The 15,933-nt window shown below is 40.0% G+C and carries 23 protein-coding genes and 1 other annotated feature; of the genes, 17 read left to right on the top strand and 6 right to left on the bottom strand.

Annotated features, from left to right (window positions below; genetic code table 11):
• Positions 1-342: 342 nt before the first annotated feature.
• Positions 343-546, bottom strand: a complete 204-nt coding sequence (locus QNH36_RS14085; protein WP_144479549.1) for a thioredoxin — start codon at positions 544-546, stop codon at positions 343-345.
• Positions 547-784: 238 nt separating this feature from the next.
• Between QNH36_RS14085 and QNH36_RS14080 the strand changes: the two genes are divergently transcribed.
• The 6 genes from QNH36_RS14080 (at position 785) to QNH36_RS14055 (ending at position 4,899) form a co-directional block, all read left to right on the top strand.
• Positions 785-1,390, top strand: a complete 606-nt coding sequence (locus QNH36_RS14080; protein WP_251540429.1) for a class I SAM-dependent methyltransferase — start codon at positions 785-787, stop codon at positions 1,388-1,390.
• Between the two features lie 105 nt (positions 1,391-1,495).
• The gene (gene dnaN / locus QNH36_RS14075) at positions 1,496-2,605 is read left to right on the top strand and encodes a DNA polymerase III subunit beta (RefSeq protein WP_283903684.1); all 1,110 of its coding nucleotides are present in this window, start codon (positions 1,496-1,498) and stop codon (positions 2,603-2,605) included.
• 21 nt (positions 2,606-2,626) lie between these two features.
• Positions 2,627-3,340, top strand: coding sequence for a class I SAM-dependent methyltransferase (locus tag QNH36_RS14070; protein WP_283905420.1), 714 nt, complete (start codon positions 2,627-2,629; stop codon positions 3,338-3,340).
• A 196-nt stretch (positions 3,341-3,536) separates the two neighbouring features.
• Entirely contained in the window at positions 3,537-3,992 is a 456-nt protein-coding gene (locus tag QNH36_RS14065) for an NUDIX hydrolase (protein WP_251540428.1), read from the top strand.
• A gap of 63 nt (positions 3,993-4,055) precedes the next feature.
• Positions 4,056-4,436 carry an HIT family protein gene (locus QNH36_RS14060; RefSeq protein ID WP_144479543.1) on the top strand — a complete coding sequence of 127 codons (381 nt, stop codon included), beginning with the start codon at positions 4,056-4,058 and terminating at the stop codon, positions 4,434-4,436.
• Complete coding sequence (locus QNH36_RS14055) at positions 4,417-4,899, top strand: NUDIX hydrolase (protein WP_144479541.1); 483 nt, start codon at positions 4,417-4,419, stop codon at positions 4,897-4,899. The genes QNH36_RS14060 and QNH36_RS14055 overlap by 20 nt, the downstream gene beginning before the upstream one ends.
• A 217-nt stretch (positions 4,900-5,116) precedes the next feature.
• Here the strand turns inward: QNH36_RS14055 and QNH36_RS14050 are convergent, their stop codons facing one another.
• The 3 genes from QNH36_RS14050 to QNH36_RS14040 form a co-directional block, all read right to left on the bottom strand.
• Positions 5,117-5,860, bottom strand: coding sequence for a class I SAM-dependent methyltransferase (locus QNH36_RS14050; protein ID WP_395883526.1), 744 nt, complete (start codon positions 5,858-5,860; stop codon positions 5,117-5,119).
• Positions 5,861-5,986: 126 nt separating this feature from the next.
• Entirely contained in the window at positions 5,987-6,412 is a 426-nt protein-coding gene (locus QNH36_RS14045; protein WP_144479538.1) for a hypothetical protein, read from the bottom strand.
• 97 nt (positions 6,413-6,509) lie between these two features.
• On the bottom strand, positions 6,510-6,647 hold the full coding sequence (locus QNH36_RS14040) for a hypothetical protein (protein ID WP_251540422.1): 138 nt from the start codon (positions 6,645-6,647) through the stop codon (positions 6,510-6,512).
• Between the two features lie 199 nt (positions 6,648-6,846).
• On the opposite strand from QNH36_RS14040, the gene QNH36_RS14035 reads away from it, so the two are divergent.
• From QNH36_RS14035 to argS, 6 genes are all read left to right on the top strand, one after another.
• The gene (locus QNH36_RS14035; protein ID WP_186326826.1) at positions 6,847-7,047 is read left to right on the top strand and encodes a hypothetical protein; all 201 of its coding nucleotides are present in this window, start codon (positions 6,847-6,849) and stop codon (positions 7,045-7,047) included.
• Entirely contained in the window at positions 7,048-7,317 is a 270-nt protein-coding gene (locus QNH36_RS14030; RefSeq protein WP_144479536.1) for an OsmC family protein, read from the top strand.
• 115 nt (positions 7,318-7,432) lie between these two features.
• Positions 7,433-7,984, top strand: coding sequence for an RNA polymerase sigma factor (locus QNH36_RS14025; RefSeq protein ID WP_251540421.1), 552 nt, complete (start codon positions 7,433-7,435; stop codon positions 7,982-7,984).
• Positions 7,968-8,876, top strand: a complete 909-nt coding sequence (locus QNH36_RS14020) for a hypothetical protein (RefSeq protein ID WP_251540420.1) — start codon at positions 7,968-7,970, stop codon at positions 8,874-8,876. The genes QNH36_RS14025 and QNH36_RS14020 overlap by 17 nt, the downstream gene beginning before the upstream one ends.
• Positions 8,877-8,962: 86 nt before the next feature.
• Positions 8,963-9,439 (top strand): GNAT family N-acetyltransferase, encoded by a 477-nt coding sequence (locus tag QNH36_RS14015; protein ID WP_144479530.1) that lies wholly within the window; start codon positions 8,963-8,965, stop codon positions 9,437-9,439.
• Positions 9,440-9,478: 39 nt separating this feature from the next.
• Positions 9,479-9,692 (top strand) — a binding site (T-box leader).
• Between the two features lie 40 nt (positions 9,693-9,732).
• Positions 9,733-11,430: an arginine--tRNA ligase gene (gene argS, locus QNH36_RS14010; RefSeq protein WP_283903683.1), complete on the top strand. Its 1,698-nt coding sequence runs from the start codon at positions 9,733-9,735 to the stop codon at positions 11,428-11,430.
• A gap of 71 nt (positions 11,431-11,501) precedes the next feature.
• Here the strand turns inward: argS and QNH36_RS14005 are convergent, their stop codons facing one another.
• The gene (locus QNH36_RS14005) at positions 11,502-11,798 is read right to left on the bottom strand and encodes a HesB/YadR/YfhF family protein (RefSeq protein WP_144479526.1); all 297 of its coding nucleotides are present in this window, start codon (positions 11,796-11,798) and stop codon (positions 11,502-11,504) included.
• A 208-nt stretch (positions 11,799-12,006) separates the two neighbouring features.
• Positions 12,007-13,173, bottom strand: coding sequence for a TIGR04053 family radical SAM/SPASM domain-containing protein (locus tag QNH36_RS14000; RefSeq protein WP_144479524.1), 1,167 nt, complete (start codon positions 13,171-13,173; stop codon positions 12,007-12,009).
• Between the two features lie 212 nt (positions 13,174-13,385).
• Between QNH36_RS14000 and QNH36_RS13995 the strand changes: the two genes are divergently transcribed.
• The 5 genes from QNH36_RS13995 (at position 13,386) to QNH36_RS13975 (ending at position 15,872) form a co-directional block, all read left to right on the top strand.
• Complete coding sequence (locus QNH36_RS13995; RefSeq protein WP_144479522.1) at positions 13,386-13,847, top strand: hypothetical protein; 462 nt, start codon at positions 13,386-13,388, stop codon at positions 13,845-13,847.
• Between the two features lie 149 nt (positions 13,848-13,996).
• Entirely contained in the window at positions 13,997-14,200 is a 204-nt protein-coding gene (locus QNH36_RS13990; protein ID WP_144479520.1) for a DUF1657 domain-containing protein, read from the top strand.
• Positions 14,201-14,257: 57 nt separating this feature from the next.
• Positions 14,258-14,461, top strand: coding sequence for a DUF1657 domain-containing protein (locus QNH36_RS13985; RefSeq protein WP_144479518.1), 204 nt, complete (start codon positions 14,258-14,260; stop codon positions 14,459-14,461).
• A gap of 11 nt (positions 14,462-14,472) precedes the next feature.
• The gene (locus tag QNH36_RS13980; RefSeq protein WP_144479516.1) at positions 14,473-15,333 is read left to right on the top strand and encodes a DUF421 domain-containing protein; all 861 of its coding nucleotides are present in this window, start codon (positions 14,473-14,475) and stop codon (positions 15,331-15,333) included.
• 104 nt (positions 15,334-15,437) lie between these two features.
• On the top strand, positions 15,438-15,872 hold the full coding sequence (locus tag QNH36_RS13975) for a hypothetical protein (RefSeq protein WP_144479514.1): 435 nt from the start codon (positions 15,438-15,440) through the stop codon (positions 15,870-15,872).
• The last annotated feature ends 61 nt before the right edge of the window (positions 15,873-15,933 follow it).

Here is a 15,933-nt window from a genome sequence, read left to right as displayed (position 1 = left end):
CTTAACGAAAAATACCCTTAATATAAGGCTCTGTTAAAGCTCAATGTTGTTTTTACACCTGTTGATTGTAGGGGAAGGCGCGAAGACTCATGCGGGCGCAGCTGGACAGGTGAGACCTAGGTGAAATGATTCACGTGAGGAATCATTTGCACCCCACAGGAGCAAAGCGACGAGGAGGCTCAGCGCCAGCCCCAAGGAAGAATTGCTTATGAAAAAGACGGCAGTTGGTTTTTTAATATTCTTCCAGCGGAAAGCGAAGCGCCTGGAACGAAAATCAACAGTCTTGTTTAACAGAGCCAATATAAAAGAAAAACGAGAGCTTGGATTAACCAAGCCCCCCAATTATTCTCCAAAGAATCCTTCATAAATCCTGGAGACGTCTTCCCTGAGTTTCTCAACCTGGACGATTCTTGCCTCTCTTAAATACTCTCGTCCATCTGCATACAAGACTAAAACGGGTACTGTAAACGCCATAAGGAATCCCGCTATTTCTTCGACCTTCCCGGCATTGACCAGCCCAGTCTCGATTTTAGGGAAATCTTTCAAAACTTCCTCGACCTGAGGAAGCAATCCGTGACAGACACTTCAACCATCGGTCAAGACATAAATAAAACTTAATTCGTTATCATTGATTAAACTTTTTACTTCATCAATTGATGTTAATTCTTTCATTTAATTCAGCTCCTTTCGTTACTGATACCCACTTAAAAATAGAATAGCCACCTGAACTTTTATCATACTAAAAAAAGGGTAATGGGTATAATGATTAGGAAGGAGTGATCGTATGGGAAATTCGTGGCATGAACGTTTTGGTACCGAACAGTATGTATATGGTGAAGAACCAAATCAATTCATAAAAGAACAAGCACACAGATTAGGAAAAGGAAGTAAAATCGTGGCGTTTGCTGAAGGAGAAGGCCGGAATGCGGTTTATCTTGCACTGCAGGGGCATATAGTTACGGCTTATGATTATGCAGAAAATGGTTTGAATAAGACGAATGCATTGGCGGAGCGGCATAAAGTGAAAATCTCAACGGAACTAAAGAATTTAATACATGATGGGGTACCTGCTGAAGAATTCGATGCAGCCTTTATGGTATTTGGTCATTTTAGTAAAGATGATCAAAAAACCGTGATGGATAAATTGATTTCAACTGTCAAGCCGGGGGGCACCATCATGTTCGAGGTATATTCAGAAGACCAGGTCAAATACGGAACAGGCGGACCTAAGACGGTTGAGATGCTTTACGATCCATCTGATGTTTTAGAATGGATTAAAGGCTACAAAGTACTTCATTTCTTTTATGGAGAACAGGAAAGAGTGGAAGGTGAATTGCACACAGGCACCGGTCATGTTATTCAGGTTATCATCAAAAAAAATGCAAATTGAACAAAAGTGATTCTTCTTAAAGAGGGGTCACTTTTTTAATTTTTACAAGGATTTTCCAAAAATTTGTCGAATTTATAGTATATAGAAAGAGGAAAGGAAAGAAGCATGAAATTTATCATTAAGAGTGGCTTGTTTTATGAAGCACTATCGAATTTAAGCAGGAGTGTTTTGGCCAATCCTATTCCGCAAATTTTATGCGGCATTAAAGTAGTTGCCCATTCTGAAGGTTTGACTCTTATTGTCAGCAATCATAACTTTTTTCTGAAAAAAGAGCTGTTTGGTAATGAGGGAAACCTTGAAATCATTGAAAAGGGCAGCTTTGTTGCACCTGCTAAATATTTAGCAGAGTTAATTAAAAAATTGCCTGGTGAAATCACGGTGGAAACAGGGGATAATAATAAACTTATTATAAAGGCTGATGAGATAAAGATTCAGCTAAATGGTCTCAATGTTGATGAATACCCATCATTGCCAAAAGTGAATAGCGATGAAACCGTCCAGCTGCAGGCAAACCACCTCCACGAAATGGTTAAACAGACTGTATTCGCAGCTTCAGTAAAGGATTCTCGCCAGGTCCTTACAGGGATATCGATTTCGTTCCTGAACAACAAACTAAGATGTGCAGCCACAAATTCTCATCGATTGTCAATGAGTGAACTTGATTTTGAATCCCCTATTGCCGGTTCATACATAATTCCACTGAATTCAATAAGGGAATTCATAAGATTTTTCAATGATAGTACCGTTACAATCCATGTATCAGAAAATTACTTTGTCTTCGAGTCACAAGATTTATCCTTGTACTCAAGATTGATTGAGGGGAACTATCCTGACCTTTCAAGCATTATCCCATCAGAATCAAAAACATCAATGATCCTTTCTACCAGGAAGTTATTGAATGCTATTGACCGTGCCAGCCTGTTTACTCGCGACACAAGCAGAAACAAGGTGAAATTGAGTGTTTCGGAAGGGAGACTAATGGTTGCTTCCTATTCTTCAGATTTAGGGGGAACAGAGGAGACTATCCCTATCAGGGAACTCGAAGGAAATCCGGAGATTTTGATTTCATTGAATAATAGTTTTCTAATTGATGCTCTTAAATCAATTTCCGACGAAGAAATTGTGATGAGTTTCTCTGGGTCCATGAGACCAGTTGTAATTAAGCCAAACAGCGATAAACAACATTTGCAGATGATATCTCCAGTGATGGGATAAGGGAATTAAAGGAGGAAAATGATGAAAGAAAGTATATACAGCTATGATGATTTATTGGAGATGCTTGATCAGCTTTTGAGTGAGGAAAGGCAATTCAATTGGGACGTTTTTTATTCCGACAGAGACAGAGGAGTCCCTTTTTTTAAAAACTACCCTGATGAGAATCTGGCAGAGTATGTGGAAACAAGGAAATTAACTACTGGTAAAGTCCTGGAGTTGGGATGCGGTCCAGGAAGAAATGCTATTTATTTAGCTGGAAAAGGTTTTTCTGTGGATGCGGTGGATCAATCTGAAGAGGGGTTGAACTGGGGAAAAGAAAGGGCGCTTGATGAAAATGTGAAAGTGAACTTTCTAAAGCAAAATATTTTTGAATTGGATATAGAAGAGGGTTCATACGATCTAGTCTATGACTCAGGGTGCTTTCATCATATCCCTCCACACCGGAGAATGGATTATATTGACCTAGTAACTCGTGCTTTAAAGCCCGGAGGCCATTTCGCCCTTACCTGCTTTGTTGTGGGTGGAAAACTTGGCGGGTCGGACATTTCTGATTGGGAAGTGTACAGAGGGAGAAGCATGAAAGGCGGATTAGGTTTTACATTTGAAAAACTAACTAGAATCTTCAGGGATTTTGAAGTAGTGGAAATCAGGGAAATGAATGACAGGTCACCTGAAGAAGGCCTTTTTGGAACAAGTGAACTGTTGGCTGGATTATTTAAAAAGGCAGTTTCGTAAAGATTGTTGTTAAAATCTTAAAGCCGATTTTAACGTGCTATAAGCAATTTTGAAGTTCGTTTTTAAGTGTGCAAGCTCTTTTCTCAGATTAAGCTTGAATATTATAAAGAAAACTAGGTCATTCAATCCAAATTAGTAGTCAATAGCAAGAAAGTTTGAGAAAAGGGCCTTTAAAAAATAGCATGGAGTGAAACCATTGGAATATATTGCTGAGCTAAGAAAGTTGGTTGGCCATCGGCCACTGATTTTACCCGGGGCAGTTGTCATGATTTTTAATGAGAAAGATGAATTGCTTCTGCAGCTTCGGAGTGATGGTGGCTGGGGCCTGCCAGGTGGATTGATGGAGTTAGGGGAGAGTCTTGAGGAAACAGCAAGAAGGGAAGTAAAGGAAGAAACAGGGCTTATTATAGGCGACCTCAATCTCGAAGGCGTGTACTCAGGCGCTGACTTCTATTTAAAAGTGGCGAACGGAGACGAACTTTATTCTGTCACAACTGTTTATTCAACAAGGGAATATAAAGGGATTTTGGAAAAAGATGAACATGAATCAGTCGATCTTAAGTTCTTTCATTTGTACTTTTTGCCGAAAGATTTGCAGTCAGGTTATTTAAAATATATTCAAGGTTATCTTGATAAAAGTAATGAACCTTAATAGAACGGCAACAGGGATAAATAAACAGAAAAAACTAGATGGATGAAGAGGGGTGTTTGAAACGTGGCTAACAATCAATGGGAAGATTTTTATTGTTATGAGGTGCTTTCTGGCAAAACGGTTGTAAAGACCATCAAAGAAACGGAACATAGTCTCGCCTTTTACCATACCCGCCCTTATTATGAAGTACATATCATTGTCATTCCAAAAAAACATATACATTCTTTCTTGACTGTTACAGCCGAAGAAAAGGATTTATTGGAGGATGTGCTCCAGGTTGTCAGGGAAGTAGCAGTGAGGCTTGAAAAAGAATATGGAGCCTGTACCATTTCTACCAATGCAGGTAACTATCAAAGCAATAAACATATGCATTGGCATGTTCATTTTGGTGCAAGAGTAAGGGACGAAAAAGGACGGCTGCTTAATGGCATCACCTCAGAATAATGGTTTTGAATTGATTGAGTGCATAAGAATGAGTGAACGGGAAATAGAACATGTTCATCCACTGGCTGGGTCTTTTGCGATTGTTGAAAAGGAGGGGGAATATCTTCTGGGATACAACAGCTTGAGACAGCAATGGGAGTTGCCGGCTGGCAAAAGAGAAGAAAATGAAACACCATTGGAGTGTGCAAAAAGGGAATTGGTTGAAGAAACGGGACAGATTGTAGAAAGTATGCAATTAATCGGGGTAGCCAGGGTAAAAAATCACGTGACAAAGGCTGATAAGTTCAATCCTCTATACTTCTCTACGATCTATTCACTTATGCCTTTTATTCAAAACGAGGAGACTTCTGAAATAAAACTATGGGATTTAAAAGAAGATATCCAAATTGACCAGGTAGATTTGGGAATAATACGATTTATAGTTTCGTTCAGATTGGAGTTAGAGGATGAAAACCAAATTTAATCTTGACCAGGTCCTGTTCACAGGTTTTTTTGCTGCTACCATTCTGACGTTCGCCCGCGGATACGTATGGGAGAACAGAATATACTTTGGTATTATTGCCTTCATAGTCTATCTTTTAATAGCTTTTATTTCACAAAAACTCTTTAGAGATTGATTGAAAAAAGGACCTAGTCAAAAGTCCTTTTTTTATATTATCGTTGAAGTCTCGCTTTAATTACTATACTTTCGTGCATTTAAAAATAACGGTCGTCGGAACGGCCTTAACTTTCTCCCAGTTATACCACCTGTTAGAATCTCTGGACAATAGTTCTTCGGAAACCCTGATTTCCTCGATTATTTTTTCGATCTTAAAGCCAGCTTCGACTAGTGAATTGAGATAGGTGCTGATTTTATGCTGCTGCATGATGGCGGGATGGTTCCATGCTTCATGGTCATAGGGTCCTTCCTCATGATAAGACTTTGTGAGTAAAAGTCCATGCTCAGTATTTCGCACCCGGCTAAACAGAGGATGTTCCCAACTGAAAATAAACGCTCCGCCCGGCTTTAAATATTGATTGATGTTAATCAGCGTCTGTTCCAGATTGGTTGTCCAGCCTAAAGCAAAAATGGAGTATACAATATCAAAGTGGCTTTCGGGAATTCCAGGGTTCACTTCCATAGGAGATTGAAACAATTTGACATTCGTTCCTTTTAATAATTCTGTGGCTGCCTGAATTTGTGAGCTGGAAAGATCGAGGCCCCACAGCTCATCGGCCTTTTTTTCTTGCGTGTATTTCAGGGAGTGCCCGCTTCCGCATCCGATATCCAATACTTTTTTATGGTTTAAATCCCCGAATAGGTTCAGTTCCTTTTCGTCAGGAGCAAAGGGACCATATTCCGGCAAAGCCGTTCTCCCAAAAAAGTTTCGGGCCACCTCATCCCAGCTTGTTTTATTGATTGTCAAAGTGTCAGTATTCAAAATCAAAACCTCCATCGCATGATATGACCTTATTCTCCAAAAATCTGCCAAATCCTTCTCGGCGATCCTAAACAATAGAAAGAAACGAAAAAAGAGTTCTTCATATCTGGATGAAGGACTCTCAGTTTTTTACCGTCTCTTGCGGTGTTTAAGAGATTTTACTTCTGATTCCAGCGCAGTCAAACGCTGGTTCCTCTCTACTAACTCGGTTTTCACCTGTTTCAATTCCTCTTTTAAAGCATTCATGCTGGAGGTAAGCTCATCAACCGCCTGCCTGGAAATCTCTGATTTGTTACTTTGCTGCTTCAATGCATTTGAGAGAAGTGATAGAGTAGCAGGGTTGATGATACTTTGTGCTGTTGTCAACAATGATTGAATACTATCTTGGTTGAAAGTGGTTGTTTCAGCTGGTTTTGAATTTATCGGTTTCTCATCGTTTGTTTCTTGTGGCAGCTTTTTAAAAATGGCCTGGGTTAAATTAAGTACCTCATTCAAGGAGGGATCTTTTTTCAAACGGTCAATGTCAATGTCCAGATTTAGGTCATTCTCTTTCATCTTCACCGATCCTTTCGATATTTTGGGTCTCCCCGGCCAATACCGGTATAGCCAGGGAGCCAGTCACAAGGTCCAGGTTCTACATCATTTGAAGAGATTAAGCAACACCATTATCAACAGCAATAACTTCGCCGATGCATCTGTAGAGGACGTCAGCAAGTGCATCCTGATTCAACAAGATAGCAACGACCAAAGCCAGAGCCAACAATAGTACCACGATAGCAGTGATTAACATCTCCCCACCCCCTTCCTTTAAAGAAGATAGGTAAGATCCGAACCTTACAACAACATCATATGTAAAATTATCGGACGAGCATCAGCTTGTATCATAGGAATCAAAATAAGGGCTGCCTTTTTTATGCAAAGGACTTTATTTGAAAAATACTAATCTTTCTATTATGGTTGTAATAACTAAAAAAGGAGGGATCGTTTCATTGTCTGACCCAATTGCCTTAACAAAAATAACGGTAATTCAAAAAGATACTCCCAACAAAATTAGAGAAGCCTACATTGATGGTTTCCAGGAACCTTTGTTGTTCGGTGTACACGGCGGTGTAAAACAATTCTACGGTGTCAATCCTAAAGTGGAATACCCTTCAACCCTGGATCACATCGTTGCTGCTGCAGGGGGCTGACTGGTCGGCACCCTATCAGGCGCGCTGGAGGCGCGTAAAATACCGACTTCACCCGATAAAGTAAAGGCACAGGTACAAGGTACAATTGAAGCACCTGAAGGAGTATTGAAAATAACGAAAATCAGTTGTCACTATATACTTAAGATTCCAACTGGCAAAAGGGAAGCAGCCGAAAGGGCGTTGAATGTTTTCGAAAGAGGATGTCCGGTTGCACAAACATTAAAAGGCTGTATACAATTCGAACATACATGGGAAATAGAAGAAGATTAAAAAATGGGCCGTTATCTTAACAAGGTAACGGCCCATTTTATTTTATAATGGAAAAAAGAGGAGAAAAAGTGTCACATTATTGAATTTTCTTCGACCTATCGTATAGATAAAGGAAATGAGGTGGGCAACAATTAGCGATAACTTAAAAGAACAAAAAGTAATGGAATGGTATGAATTGTATTATAAAGATCTTTACCGTTTTATCTATTATATGCTGGGTGATCGCCAATCCTGTGAGGACCTCGTTCATGATACATTTCTGCGTGCTTATACGTCCTTCGAGAAATTTGAAAAGAGGGCGAGTGTGAAGACCTGGCTTTTTAGTATTGCAAAGCACCTCGTATTCGATGAAATACGCAGGCGGAAAAGAAGAAGGAGTATCACGTTATTTTCTGAGGGGAAAGACATTGCATCACCTTTAAATATCGAAAAATATATAGAAAACCGAGATACGGTAGAAAGGAGCCTTAAAGCAATTCAACAGCTTAAACCTGACCACCGGCTTGTGATCACGCTGAAAAAAATCGAGGATTGTTCCACTAAAGAAATTGTCGAAATCCTAGGCTGGTCTGAATCAAAAATAAGGAAAACACTATCCAGGGGACTTGCGGAACTAAGGAAAAAGGACATAGCGGAAGGAGGCGGACACAATGAACAAATTTTCTGATGAACAATGGGAATTGCTGAAAAAGCTGACACCAGGTGAATGCGAAAGGGATAGAATGAGGTTGAAAATAAGGTCATCCATTCGAACTATTAAAGCACAAAAAAAGAAGGAAAGAACATTCGATTTGAAAAACGTTGTATTTACGTCGCTATTTCTGCTTTTATCTGCTGGCTTGTTGTTTCAAGTTCAAAATTATGATCAACATGAAGACAGATCAGGTCAATCACATGCTGTAAATGAGTTCAGTCTGAAATGGGATTTAGAAACTATATATAGTGAAAGAAGTCCAGATGGTTATGAATTTTACAAAAAAGGAGAATCTGAAAAGGTTGGTTTTGCCGAATTCGTGAATGACCGTAAAAAGAAGGAAATCATCAGTTCCAAAGCGATGAATGTTGAAAAAGAACTGCAGAATTTTCCCTATCCTACAACATTATATATCGAACATGTAAAAATGATGGATGTCAGCCTCCGTTACCACTTTTTTGTGGAAGCGGGCAAGAATATTTTATATTTCAGCTTTGATTATCCAAAGCTTGAATATGCTGAAATATTTCAGATTATTGGGTCACTTGATCTTAAAAATCCAGCCCCTTATCAACACGAACAGCTGCTATATGTTGTGCATGGCTATGGGAAGCTCCCTTATCCAGTAGGGTTACGGCCGGCAGAAATCGATGGGGGCACAGAAAAATATACTTGGGACCGAGGTACCGATCAAAACATGAAAGATTATCTTGATAAGATCCAGGCAACAGGTGTTTGGAAGCATACTGGAGGTGAGGGACCATCCTATATTTTTGAATCTGCTGATGGGATGGAAATAGTTGAGATAACAAAAGATGAGAAAGAACTTACCTACCAATATTCATATCCTGACAGAGAGGAATAAAAATGAAAGCGGGTTAAAAGAGGATTTTCCTTTATTATCAACGAATAATTAAAATAAAAAATTCAGTTTCAAAAAGGGGAATCCTTGTGATCGATTTGGTACGTGTGAAACAGGAGGATGAAGCAGTCCTTCAGAATCTGATTCAATTCTATATCTACGAGTTTACGTTGTTTCAGGAAATCAGGCTTGAGGAGAACGGAAGTTACGCACCGTTTGATTTGAAACCATATTGGACTGATATGAATCTTCATGCTTTCTTCATCATACATGAAGGTGAATATGCTGGGTTTGCCATGGTTGAAAGCGGGGAACCCAATGTCATCCTCGAATTTTTTATCCTTAGGAAATTTTACAGAAGAGGGTTCGGCAGAATTGTCGCTACCAGGCTGTTTGATCAATTTCCTGGCGGATGGAGTGTCATCCAGGTCGAGAAAAACGAACCAGCGAGAAGTTTTTGGCGGAAGGTAATAGGAGATTATACAGGTGGAAATTATATTGAAACCTTTGATGATAACAATTGTTCAACCCAGGAATTTGATACAGTTTTGGCTGTGAAAAAATGATTGCAATCGATCATAGTTGTTGTTTATAACGGTAAAAATATCTAATCGATGAGAAAGAGAGTAGTTATCCTTTTTTGAGTTAGCGAGCCGGGGACGGTGAAAGCCTGGTGCAAATAGGGTAATGAAGCGCACTTTTGAGATGCCTTCCTGAAAACCATTAGGGATGGCCGGAATGAACTCCGTTATCAATGAAAGCAGGTTCCTTTCAGGAACAATTAGAGTGGTACCGCGGGATAAAACTCTCGTCTCTTTTTAGAGGCGGGGGTTTTTTATTTTTTAAAGGGAGGTCTACAATGAAATACCGTAAAAAATATTCTGGATTACTCGCTCAAGAACTAAAAGGAATACTATCTGATGAGAATATTGAACGTTTGATCGAAAAACCAAAATTTCTGAAACACGGAGATTTGGCCTTTCCTTGCTTCCAGATGGCAAAAGCCCTGAGAAAGTCACCTGTGGAAATTGCCAAAGACATTAGCCAAAAATTACAGTCCAAAAATGAATCTGACTTTGATCGTTTTGAAGCAATTGGCGGGTATGTGAATGCTTTTTTGGATAAATCAAAAGCAGCAGCTTATATCCTCAATGAAATTACAGAAAAGAAAAACCATTACGGGGACTATAATCGAGGACGTCAACATACGGTGACAATTGATCTTTCCTCCCCTAATATTGCCAAACCTTTTTCTATGGGGCATCTACGTTCTACCGTTATAGGAAATTCTCTTTCACTAATTTATGAAAAGTGTGGATTCAAGACGTTTAAAATAAACCATCTTGGAGACTGGGGGACTCAGTTTGGCAAACTAATTACGGCCTATAAGCTTTGGGGCAGTGAACAGAAAGTGAAAGAGAGTCCGATAAAGGAGCTTCTGGCCCTTTATATAAAGTTTCATGAAGCCGCAGAAACCAATCCTGAACTCGAGCAGGAAGGCCGAAATTGGTTCAGGCGTCTTGAAAACGGAGATGTAGAGGCACTCGGATTGTGGAAATGGTTCAAGGAAGAATCATTGAAAGAGTTCAAGAAGGTTTATGAGCTGCTGGGGATTGAATTTGATTCATATGCTGGAGAAGCATTCTATAATGATAAAATGGAGCCTATTGTTGAAATGCTAAGGAACAAAGAGCTTCTTGACGAATCAGATGGGGCTCTGGTCGTTCAATTGGAAGATATCGGCCTGCCACCCTGCCTGATTAAAAAATCAGACGGTGCCACATTGTATGCGACCCGGGATTTGGCCGCGGCCAAGTATCGATATGATCAGCATTCTTTTATTACATCTTTATACGTTGTGGGAAATGAGCAAAGTCTTCATTTTAAACAGTTAAAAGCGGTTCTTGCAAAAATGGATTTTGAATGGGCGGATGGAATCATCCATGTTCCTTTTGGAATGATGCTGAAAGATGGCAAGAAAATGTCAACGCGCAAAGGGAAAGTTGTTTTACTGGAGGATGTCCTTAAAGACTCGATTGAGCTGGCTAAAAAGAATATCGAGGAAAAAAATCCTTTACTCCCGAATCAGCAAGAAACAGCTGCTATGGTGGGTACAGGAGCAATCATTTTTCATGACCTGAAGAATTTTAGAATGAATGATATTGATTTTTCCTTGGAGGAAATGTTGAGGGTCGAAGGAGAATCAGCTCCATATGTACAATATACAAATGCCCGGGCTAAAACCATTTTAAGAAAGGCAGCAAGTCCAGTAACTGGTGTGGAAATCAAGCTTGAAGGTGCGGCTGAATGGCCAGTTGTCACAGAGCTTATGGATTTCCCTGAAACTGTCATAAGAGCCTGCCACAATAATGATCCATCTCAAATCGCAAAATATGTATTGAATCTCGCCCAGGCTTTCAATAGATATTATGGAGAGGTAAGGATCCTGAAAGAAAATGAGGAGAAAGATGCACGGCTGGCTTTGGTGAATGCAGTCAGCATCGTTCTCGAAGAAGGCCTGAGACTTTTGGGAATCAAGGCTCCAGAGGAAATGTAAGAAGAGCTCCTGGTTCTGCCAGGAGCCCCGCTTCATTTTAATGCAATGATTGTTGTTATATATATTGATGATCAATGATGCTCATTGTATTTGGTGAATATTTCACCGGCAGTATCACTGTACTTGATCTCTACATCTGTCTCATTAAAGAACCAGGTGTCATTTGACTCTACATAAAAGGTAATACCGTCAATTATCTGCTGTTCGGCGGCAATGGCAGGAGTTTCTAGCGAAAATGCCAGGCTATAGCCCTTATTCTTGTCGCCAAACCCGGCATATTGAGGATAAAGGCGGATGTGAAACGGTTTTGGTGTGTCGAATTCTCTTTCAAACCATTTAAATGCTTCTTGATCAATCTTGATTGTCATCTTTGCACCATCCTTTCGTTAACTTTATTGTAAAACTTGGTTGGTGGTGTTTTCCGTGCTTTATGTCACAGAAAAAAGGAAGTCATAAAAGTGTCAATATTGATCAAATAAGAATGTTGTGTTGCTATTCGACTCTCTTTAATGTTGTGGCTTGGGATTAGAACAGCATTCCAAATAAAAATAGCTCCTTTATCAGGAGCTATCGGCATTAGATTGGCGATTTCGTTTTGCGCATTGTCTCGGGGATATAGACACAGAATGGCTCACTGCCCATGTAGTCTCCTGTGACCGCATAGGTTCTTGAACGGGAACCCCCGCAGACATAGCGGAATTCGCAAACACCGCATTTTCCTTTGTATTGATCAGGATTACGCAGGTCCTTAAAGATTTGGGAATCGCGGTAAATGTCCGCTAAAGGCTTATCCCGAACGTTTCCGCCAACTAAAGGAAGCAATCCGGATGGCATCACATCTCCCGTATGCGAAATGAAAACAAAGCCGTTGCCATCATTGACCCCTTTTGGAGCACGTTTCAGGCCATCGATGACAGAAGCCATATCTTTCGTTAATGTGTCTTCATACCGGATTTCATCCTTGTTAACGCTATGTTCCCTGGTTTTTTGTTGGAAAACAACCCGGCGGTAATGCTGGGCTGCCGTCGTTTTAATATCATATGGAGCAGTCTTGCTTAATTCATACAGCCAACGGAAAACTTTTTCATGTTCTGCAGGTGTCAAGCAGGCATCCAGCTGGCCTCGGCCTGTAGGAACCAAAAGGAATATGTACCACATCACAACTTTAAGTTCTTTCATCAGTTCAGCCATTTGTTCAAGGTACTCATAATTATACCGTGAAATGACCGTGTTAAGCTGCAAAGGCATTTTTAATTCATTTAGGTATTTAACTTTTTCGATTGTCAGATTGAATGAACCGGGAGTTCCACGAAAATGATCATGGATTTCAGGAGTGGGACCATCCAAGCTGAAAGCCCATCTTGAAAGTCCAGCTTCCTTGGCTCTTTCCATTTTTTCTTTTGTAACATTATCTGTAGCGCTTGGTGTCATTGACACGCGCATGCCTTTCTTCACCGCATATTCAGCAAGTTCAAAAAGATCCTCTCGCATCATACAGTCTCCGCCTGTAAACACAAGCATTGGGTTACCCATCTCATAAATGTGATCGATCAGCTTCAGTCCTTCCTCCGGGCTTAATTCCATTGGGTCAGGCCTGTTTTGTGCATCAGCCCGGCAATGGATACATTTTAACTGACAAGCCCTTGTCACTTCCCAAATAACAATATAAGGATTCATGTTGAAATCAATTGCACCCGGATGGCTGCCAGTGGAATGAGCATGTCCAATTCCATGCACTTTCATCACCAACTTTTCATTATTTATTCATTCATTATAGTTTAGCCGGGTGAGTTTGCATGTAAGGAATGTTACACAATAATGACAAATGGTTTTTGAATATGAAGTACATTAAACAATCAGACACGCGAAATACTGGAAATATGAAACTTACTTCCCAGCGGAACCGTCTAAATAATAAGATGTGATATTTTTGATTTTTTGAAAGGAGGAGTTTGGTGAAAACAATATTTTGGGGAATCTCGGCTTTATTATTGTTCGCCATTATCATCGGCTGGAATACATATAAAAGCTATAAACCAACTCCTCCTGAATTAGAAATGACTGTAGACAGTCAAAAGGTGGAGGTAAAAGCTACGACCTACTCCTTGAGAAAATGGGGGAGGGCAACAGCGGCAGATTCCAATACCGATCCTGCTGTATTTGTAAGAGAATTTCCTCCCATTATGGTCAATCGCAATGACAGCATCAACATGCAATTTGAGCATTCACCAATTTCTGTTACTTGCTATTTATGGGATATGAATACAGGAGGACTCGCATATAAAAGCCTGGATGGATTACCATTAAATCTTGCCCAAGCAAAAGTCTCTTCGGGAGATTATGCAATGGAAATCCGGGCCAAATGGGAAGTTGGCTACGCACTTTACAACATCAGGATACAAGTGAATGAAGATTAATCCTAAAATCATAACGGCCGCAATGGCTTTTTTTTTGGATATAATGGTTTCAATTGGGAAATCGGAAAAAGATAAAAGCAGGGAATATTTCAAGGGAATGTAGCAATAATAAAACAGTACCATATTTATTTCAGAAAGCAGGGGATACGATGACAGTTGGTGCTCAGGTAAAACAAACATTGGCGGGTTTGAAAAGTGCCCAGGCTAGTTTGGAAACTTTTGCGCTCGGGACAGAAAATCAGCAGGCAAAGCAGCTTTACCAAACTGCTGCACAGCAGACACAAGCGGTTATTGACAGTCTTCAGCCTCGTCTGCAAGAAATTGAACAAGAGGAACCACAATATAATCAGTAGGCTGGACAGGGAGGGCAGGGCAACCCGCCCTCTTCTACATTATAGAGGTGATGATAAATGACAGTAGGTTCAAATGTGAATCAAGTTTTATCAACGATAAAAGGGATAGAAGCGCAACTGTCTGCAATGGCATTAAACTCAACGATTCCAGAAGCAAGCAGGGTTTTCCATGAAACCATGCTGGTCATCACGGAAATCAAAACAGATTTAGAAGAACGAAAAATCAAGGTGGAAATTGAAGAGCCCCAATATAAAAGCTAGAAGGTGAAGCAATGAATGATTACACACATATTTTCGTCTCATCTATATTGTTTGCAATCACATTGTACGCAATCACAAAGATAGGCGGAAAAAAACAGCTTTCAGAGTTGTCTTTTTTTGAATATATATCAGGCATAACAATCGGGAGTATTGCGGGCGAAGTTATCATGGGACTGGATGGTAATTTTTTTCATGGTGTTTTAGCGATTATGGTATTTGGTGCATTTACATATTTCCATGACCTTATTGGAATTAAGAGCAAAAAGTTCCGTGATATATTCGAGGGAAAAGCAACAGTTTTAATTAAAGACGGGAAAGTCCTTGAAGAAAATCTTAAGAAAGAAAAATATACGATCGATGAATTGAATTCTTTATTGCGTCAGAAGAATGTATTTAAAACAGCAGATGTTGAATTCGCAGTTCTTGAACCAAAAGGAGACTTAAGTGTCCTTTTAAAAAAAGAATTACAGCCTTTAACCGCTAAAGATTTGAATCTGACAGTAGCTCCAGAGAAAGAACCCTATACTGTAATCATGGACGGGAATATTCTGAACGATTCGTTAACTTCGGCGGGCAAGAACAGAGGGTGGCTGGATATAGAATTAGCAAACTTAGGTGTAACGCTTGATAATGTCTTTTTGGGACAGGTGGATTCATTCGGAAAGCTTACCATTGATACTTATGATGATCAGTTTGAGATTCCTTCTCCACAGCCAAGGAAGCTATTGCTCGCTATGATGAATAAATGCCAGGCAGATTTAGAATTATTTGCTCTCGGAACAGAGTCTTCTATAGTAAAACAAATGTATAGTAAAAACGCTGAAAAGTTGCAGCAGGCTATACACAAATTGAAACCCTACCTTAATGAGTAAACTGACTTCACTGTAAAACTTTTACCGGTATATTGAATGACCAGAACCTAATACTAAAGGGTGGAGGGGATATTTCCCCTCTAATTCATAAAGGGGTGCTGCCGATGAATAGATCCGCTTGGATGTCTGCGTTAATGAATTCGAATATACCTCAAAATCTGATGAAGATGTTCGGGTATAAACGCAAGAAATCTCGCTCCATGACGTATTCAGTAATGGGTGTTGTAGCAAGTGCTGCTGCTGCATTTGCTTTCCGTAATCGAATGGGAAATGGAATGAGGCAGCTTTTTCAGAATACAAACACGGGGAATTCACTAAATCGGGCCATTTCTCCGGGTTTAACGGAATTCGCAAAAGAAATTACTTCAGGCATGACTGATTCCAAAACAACAAATACTAATTCCGGTTATCATGCTTCAAGTTCCACTAACCCGGAAAGCAGCCAGTTAATCAGTCAAATTGCCTCTGCCGCTAAGCAGGAAGGAAACAGCCAGCAGGTTGACCAGGCTGCTGAACAGTTGATTAAACGAAATCTCTAACATGAAATGAAATAAAGTAAAGCCCACTGTGTGATTCTACAGTGGGCTTTACTCATTGCTA

Origin of the sequence: Mesobacillus sp. AQ2, assembly GCF_030122805.1 — a bacterium.
GTDB classification, from domain to species: Bacteria; Bacillota; Bacilli; order Bacillales; family Cytobacillaceae; genus Mesobacillus; species Mesobacillus oceanisediminis_A.
This window is presented reverse-complemented; position numbering and strand designations above follow the sequence as displayed.

What these genes read in the sequence shown, in the direction of transcription:
- QNH36_RS14080 (WP_251540429.1), top strand. Translation starts at nt 785, where the DNA reads ATGGGAAATTCGTGGCATGAACGTTTTGGTACCGAACAGTATGTATAT.
- dnaN (WP_283903684.1), top strand. Translation starts at nt 1,496, where the DNA reads ATGAAATTTATCATTAAGAGTGGCTTGTTTTATGAAGCACTATCGAAT.
- QNH36_RS14070 (WP_283905420.1), top strand. Translation starts at nt 2,627, where the DNA reads ATGAAAGAAAGTATATACAGCTATGATGATTTATTGGAGATGCTTGAT.
- QNH36_RS14055 (WP_144479541.1), top strand. Translation starts at nt 4,417, where the DNA reads ATGGCATCACCTCAGAATAATGGTTTTGAATTGATTGAGTGCATAAGA.
- QNH36_RS14045 (WP_144479538.1), bottom strand. Translation starts at nt 6,412, where the DNA reads ATGAAAGAGAATGACCTAAATCTGGACATTGACATTGACCGTTTGAAA.
- QNH36_RS14040 (WP_251540422.1), bottom strand. Translation starts at nt 6,647, where the DNA reads ATGTTAATCACTGCTATCGTGGTACTATTGTTGGCTCTGGCTTTGGTC.
- QNH36_RS14025 (WP_251540421.1), top strand. Translation starts at nt 7,433, where the DNA reads ATGAGGTGGGCAACAATTAGCGATAACTTAAAAGAACAAAAAGTAATG.
- QNH36_RS14020 (WP_251540420.1), top strand. Translation starts at nt 7,968, where the DNA reads ATGAACAAATTTTCTGATGAACAATGGGAATTGCTGAAAAAGCTGACA.
- argS (WP_283903683.1), top strand. Translation starts at nt 9,733, where the DNA reads ATGAAATACCGTAAAAAATATTCTGGATTACTCGCTCAAGAACTAAAA.
- QNH36_RS14005 (WP_144479526.1), bottom strand. Translation starts at nt 11,798, where the DNA reads ATGACAATCAAGATTGATCAAGAAGCATTTAAATGGTTTGAAAGAGAA.
- QNH36_RS14000 (WP_144479524.1), bottom strand. Translation starts at nt 13,173, where the DNA reads ATGAAAGTGCATGGAATTGGACATGCTCATTCCACTGGCAGCCATCCG.
- QNH36_RS13990 (WP_144479520.1), top strand. Translation starts at nt 13,997, where the DNA reads ATGACAGTTGGTGCTCAGGTAAAACAAACATTGGCGGGTTTGAAAAGT.
- QNH36_RS13985 (WP_144479518.1), top strand. Translation starts at nt 14,258, where the DNA reads ATGACAGTAGGTTCAAATGTGAATCAAGTTTTATCAACGATAAAAGGG.
- QNH36_RS13980 (WP_144479516.1), top strand. Translation starts at nt 14,473, where the DNA reads ATGAATGATTACACACATATTTTCGTCTCATCTATATTGTTTGCAATC.
- QNH36_RS13975 (WP_144479514.1), top strand. Translation starts at nt 15,438, where the DNA reads ATGAATAGATCCGCTTGGATGTCTGCGTTAATGAATTCGAATATACCT.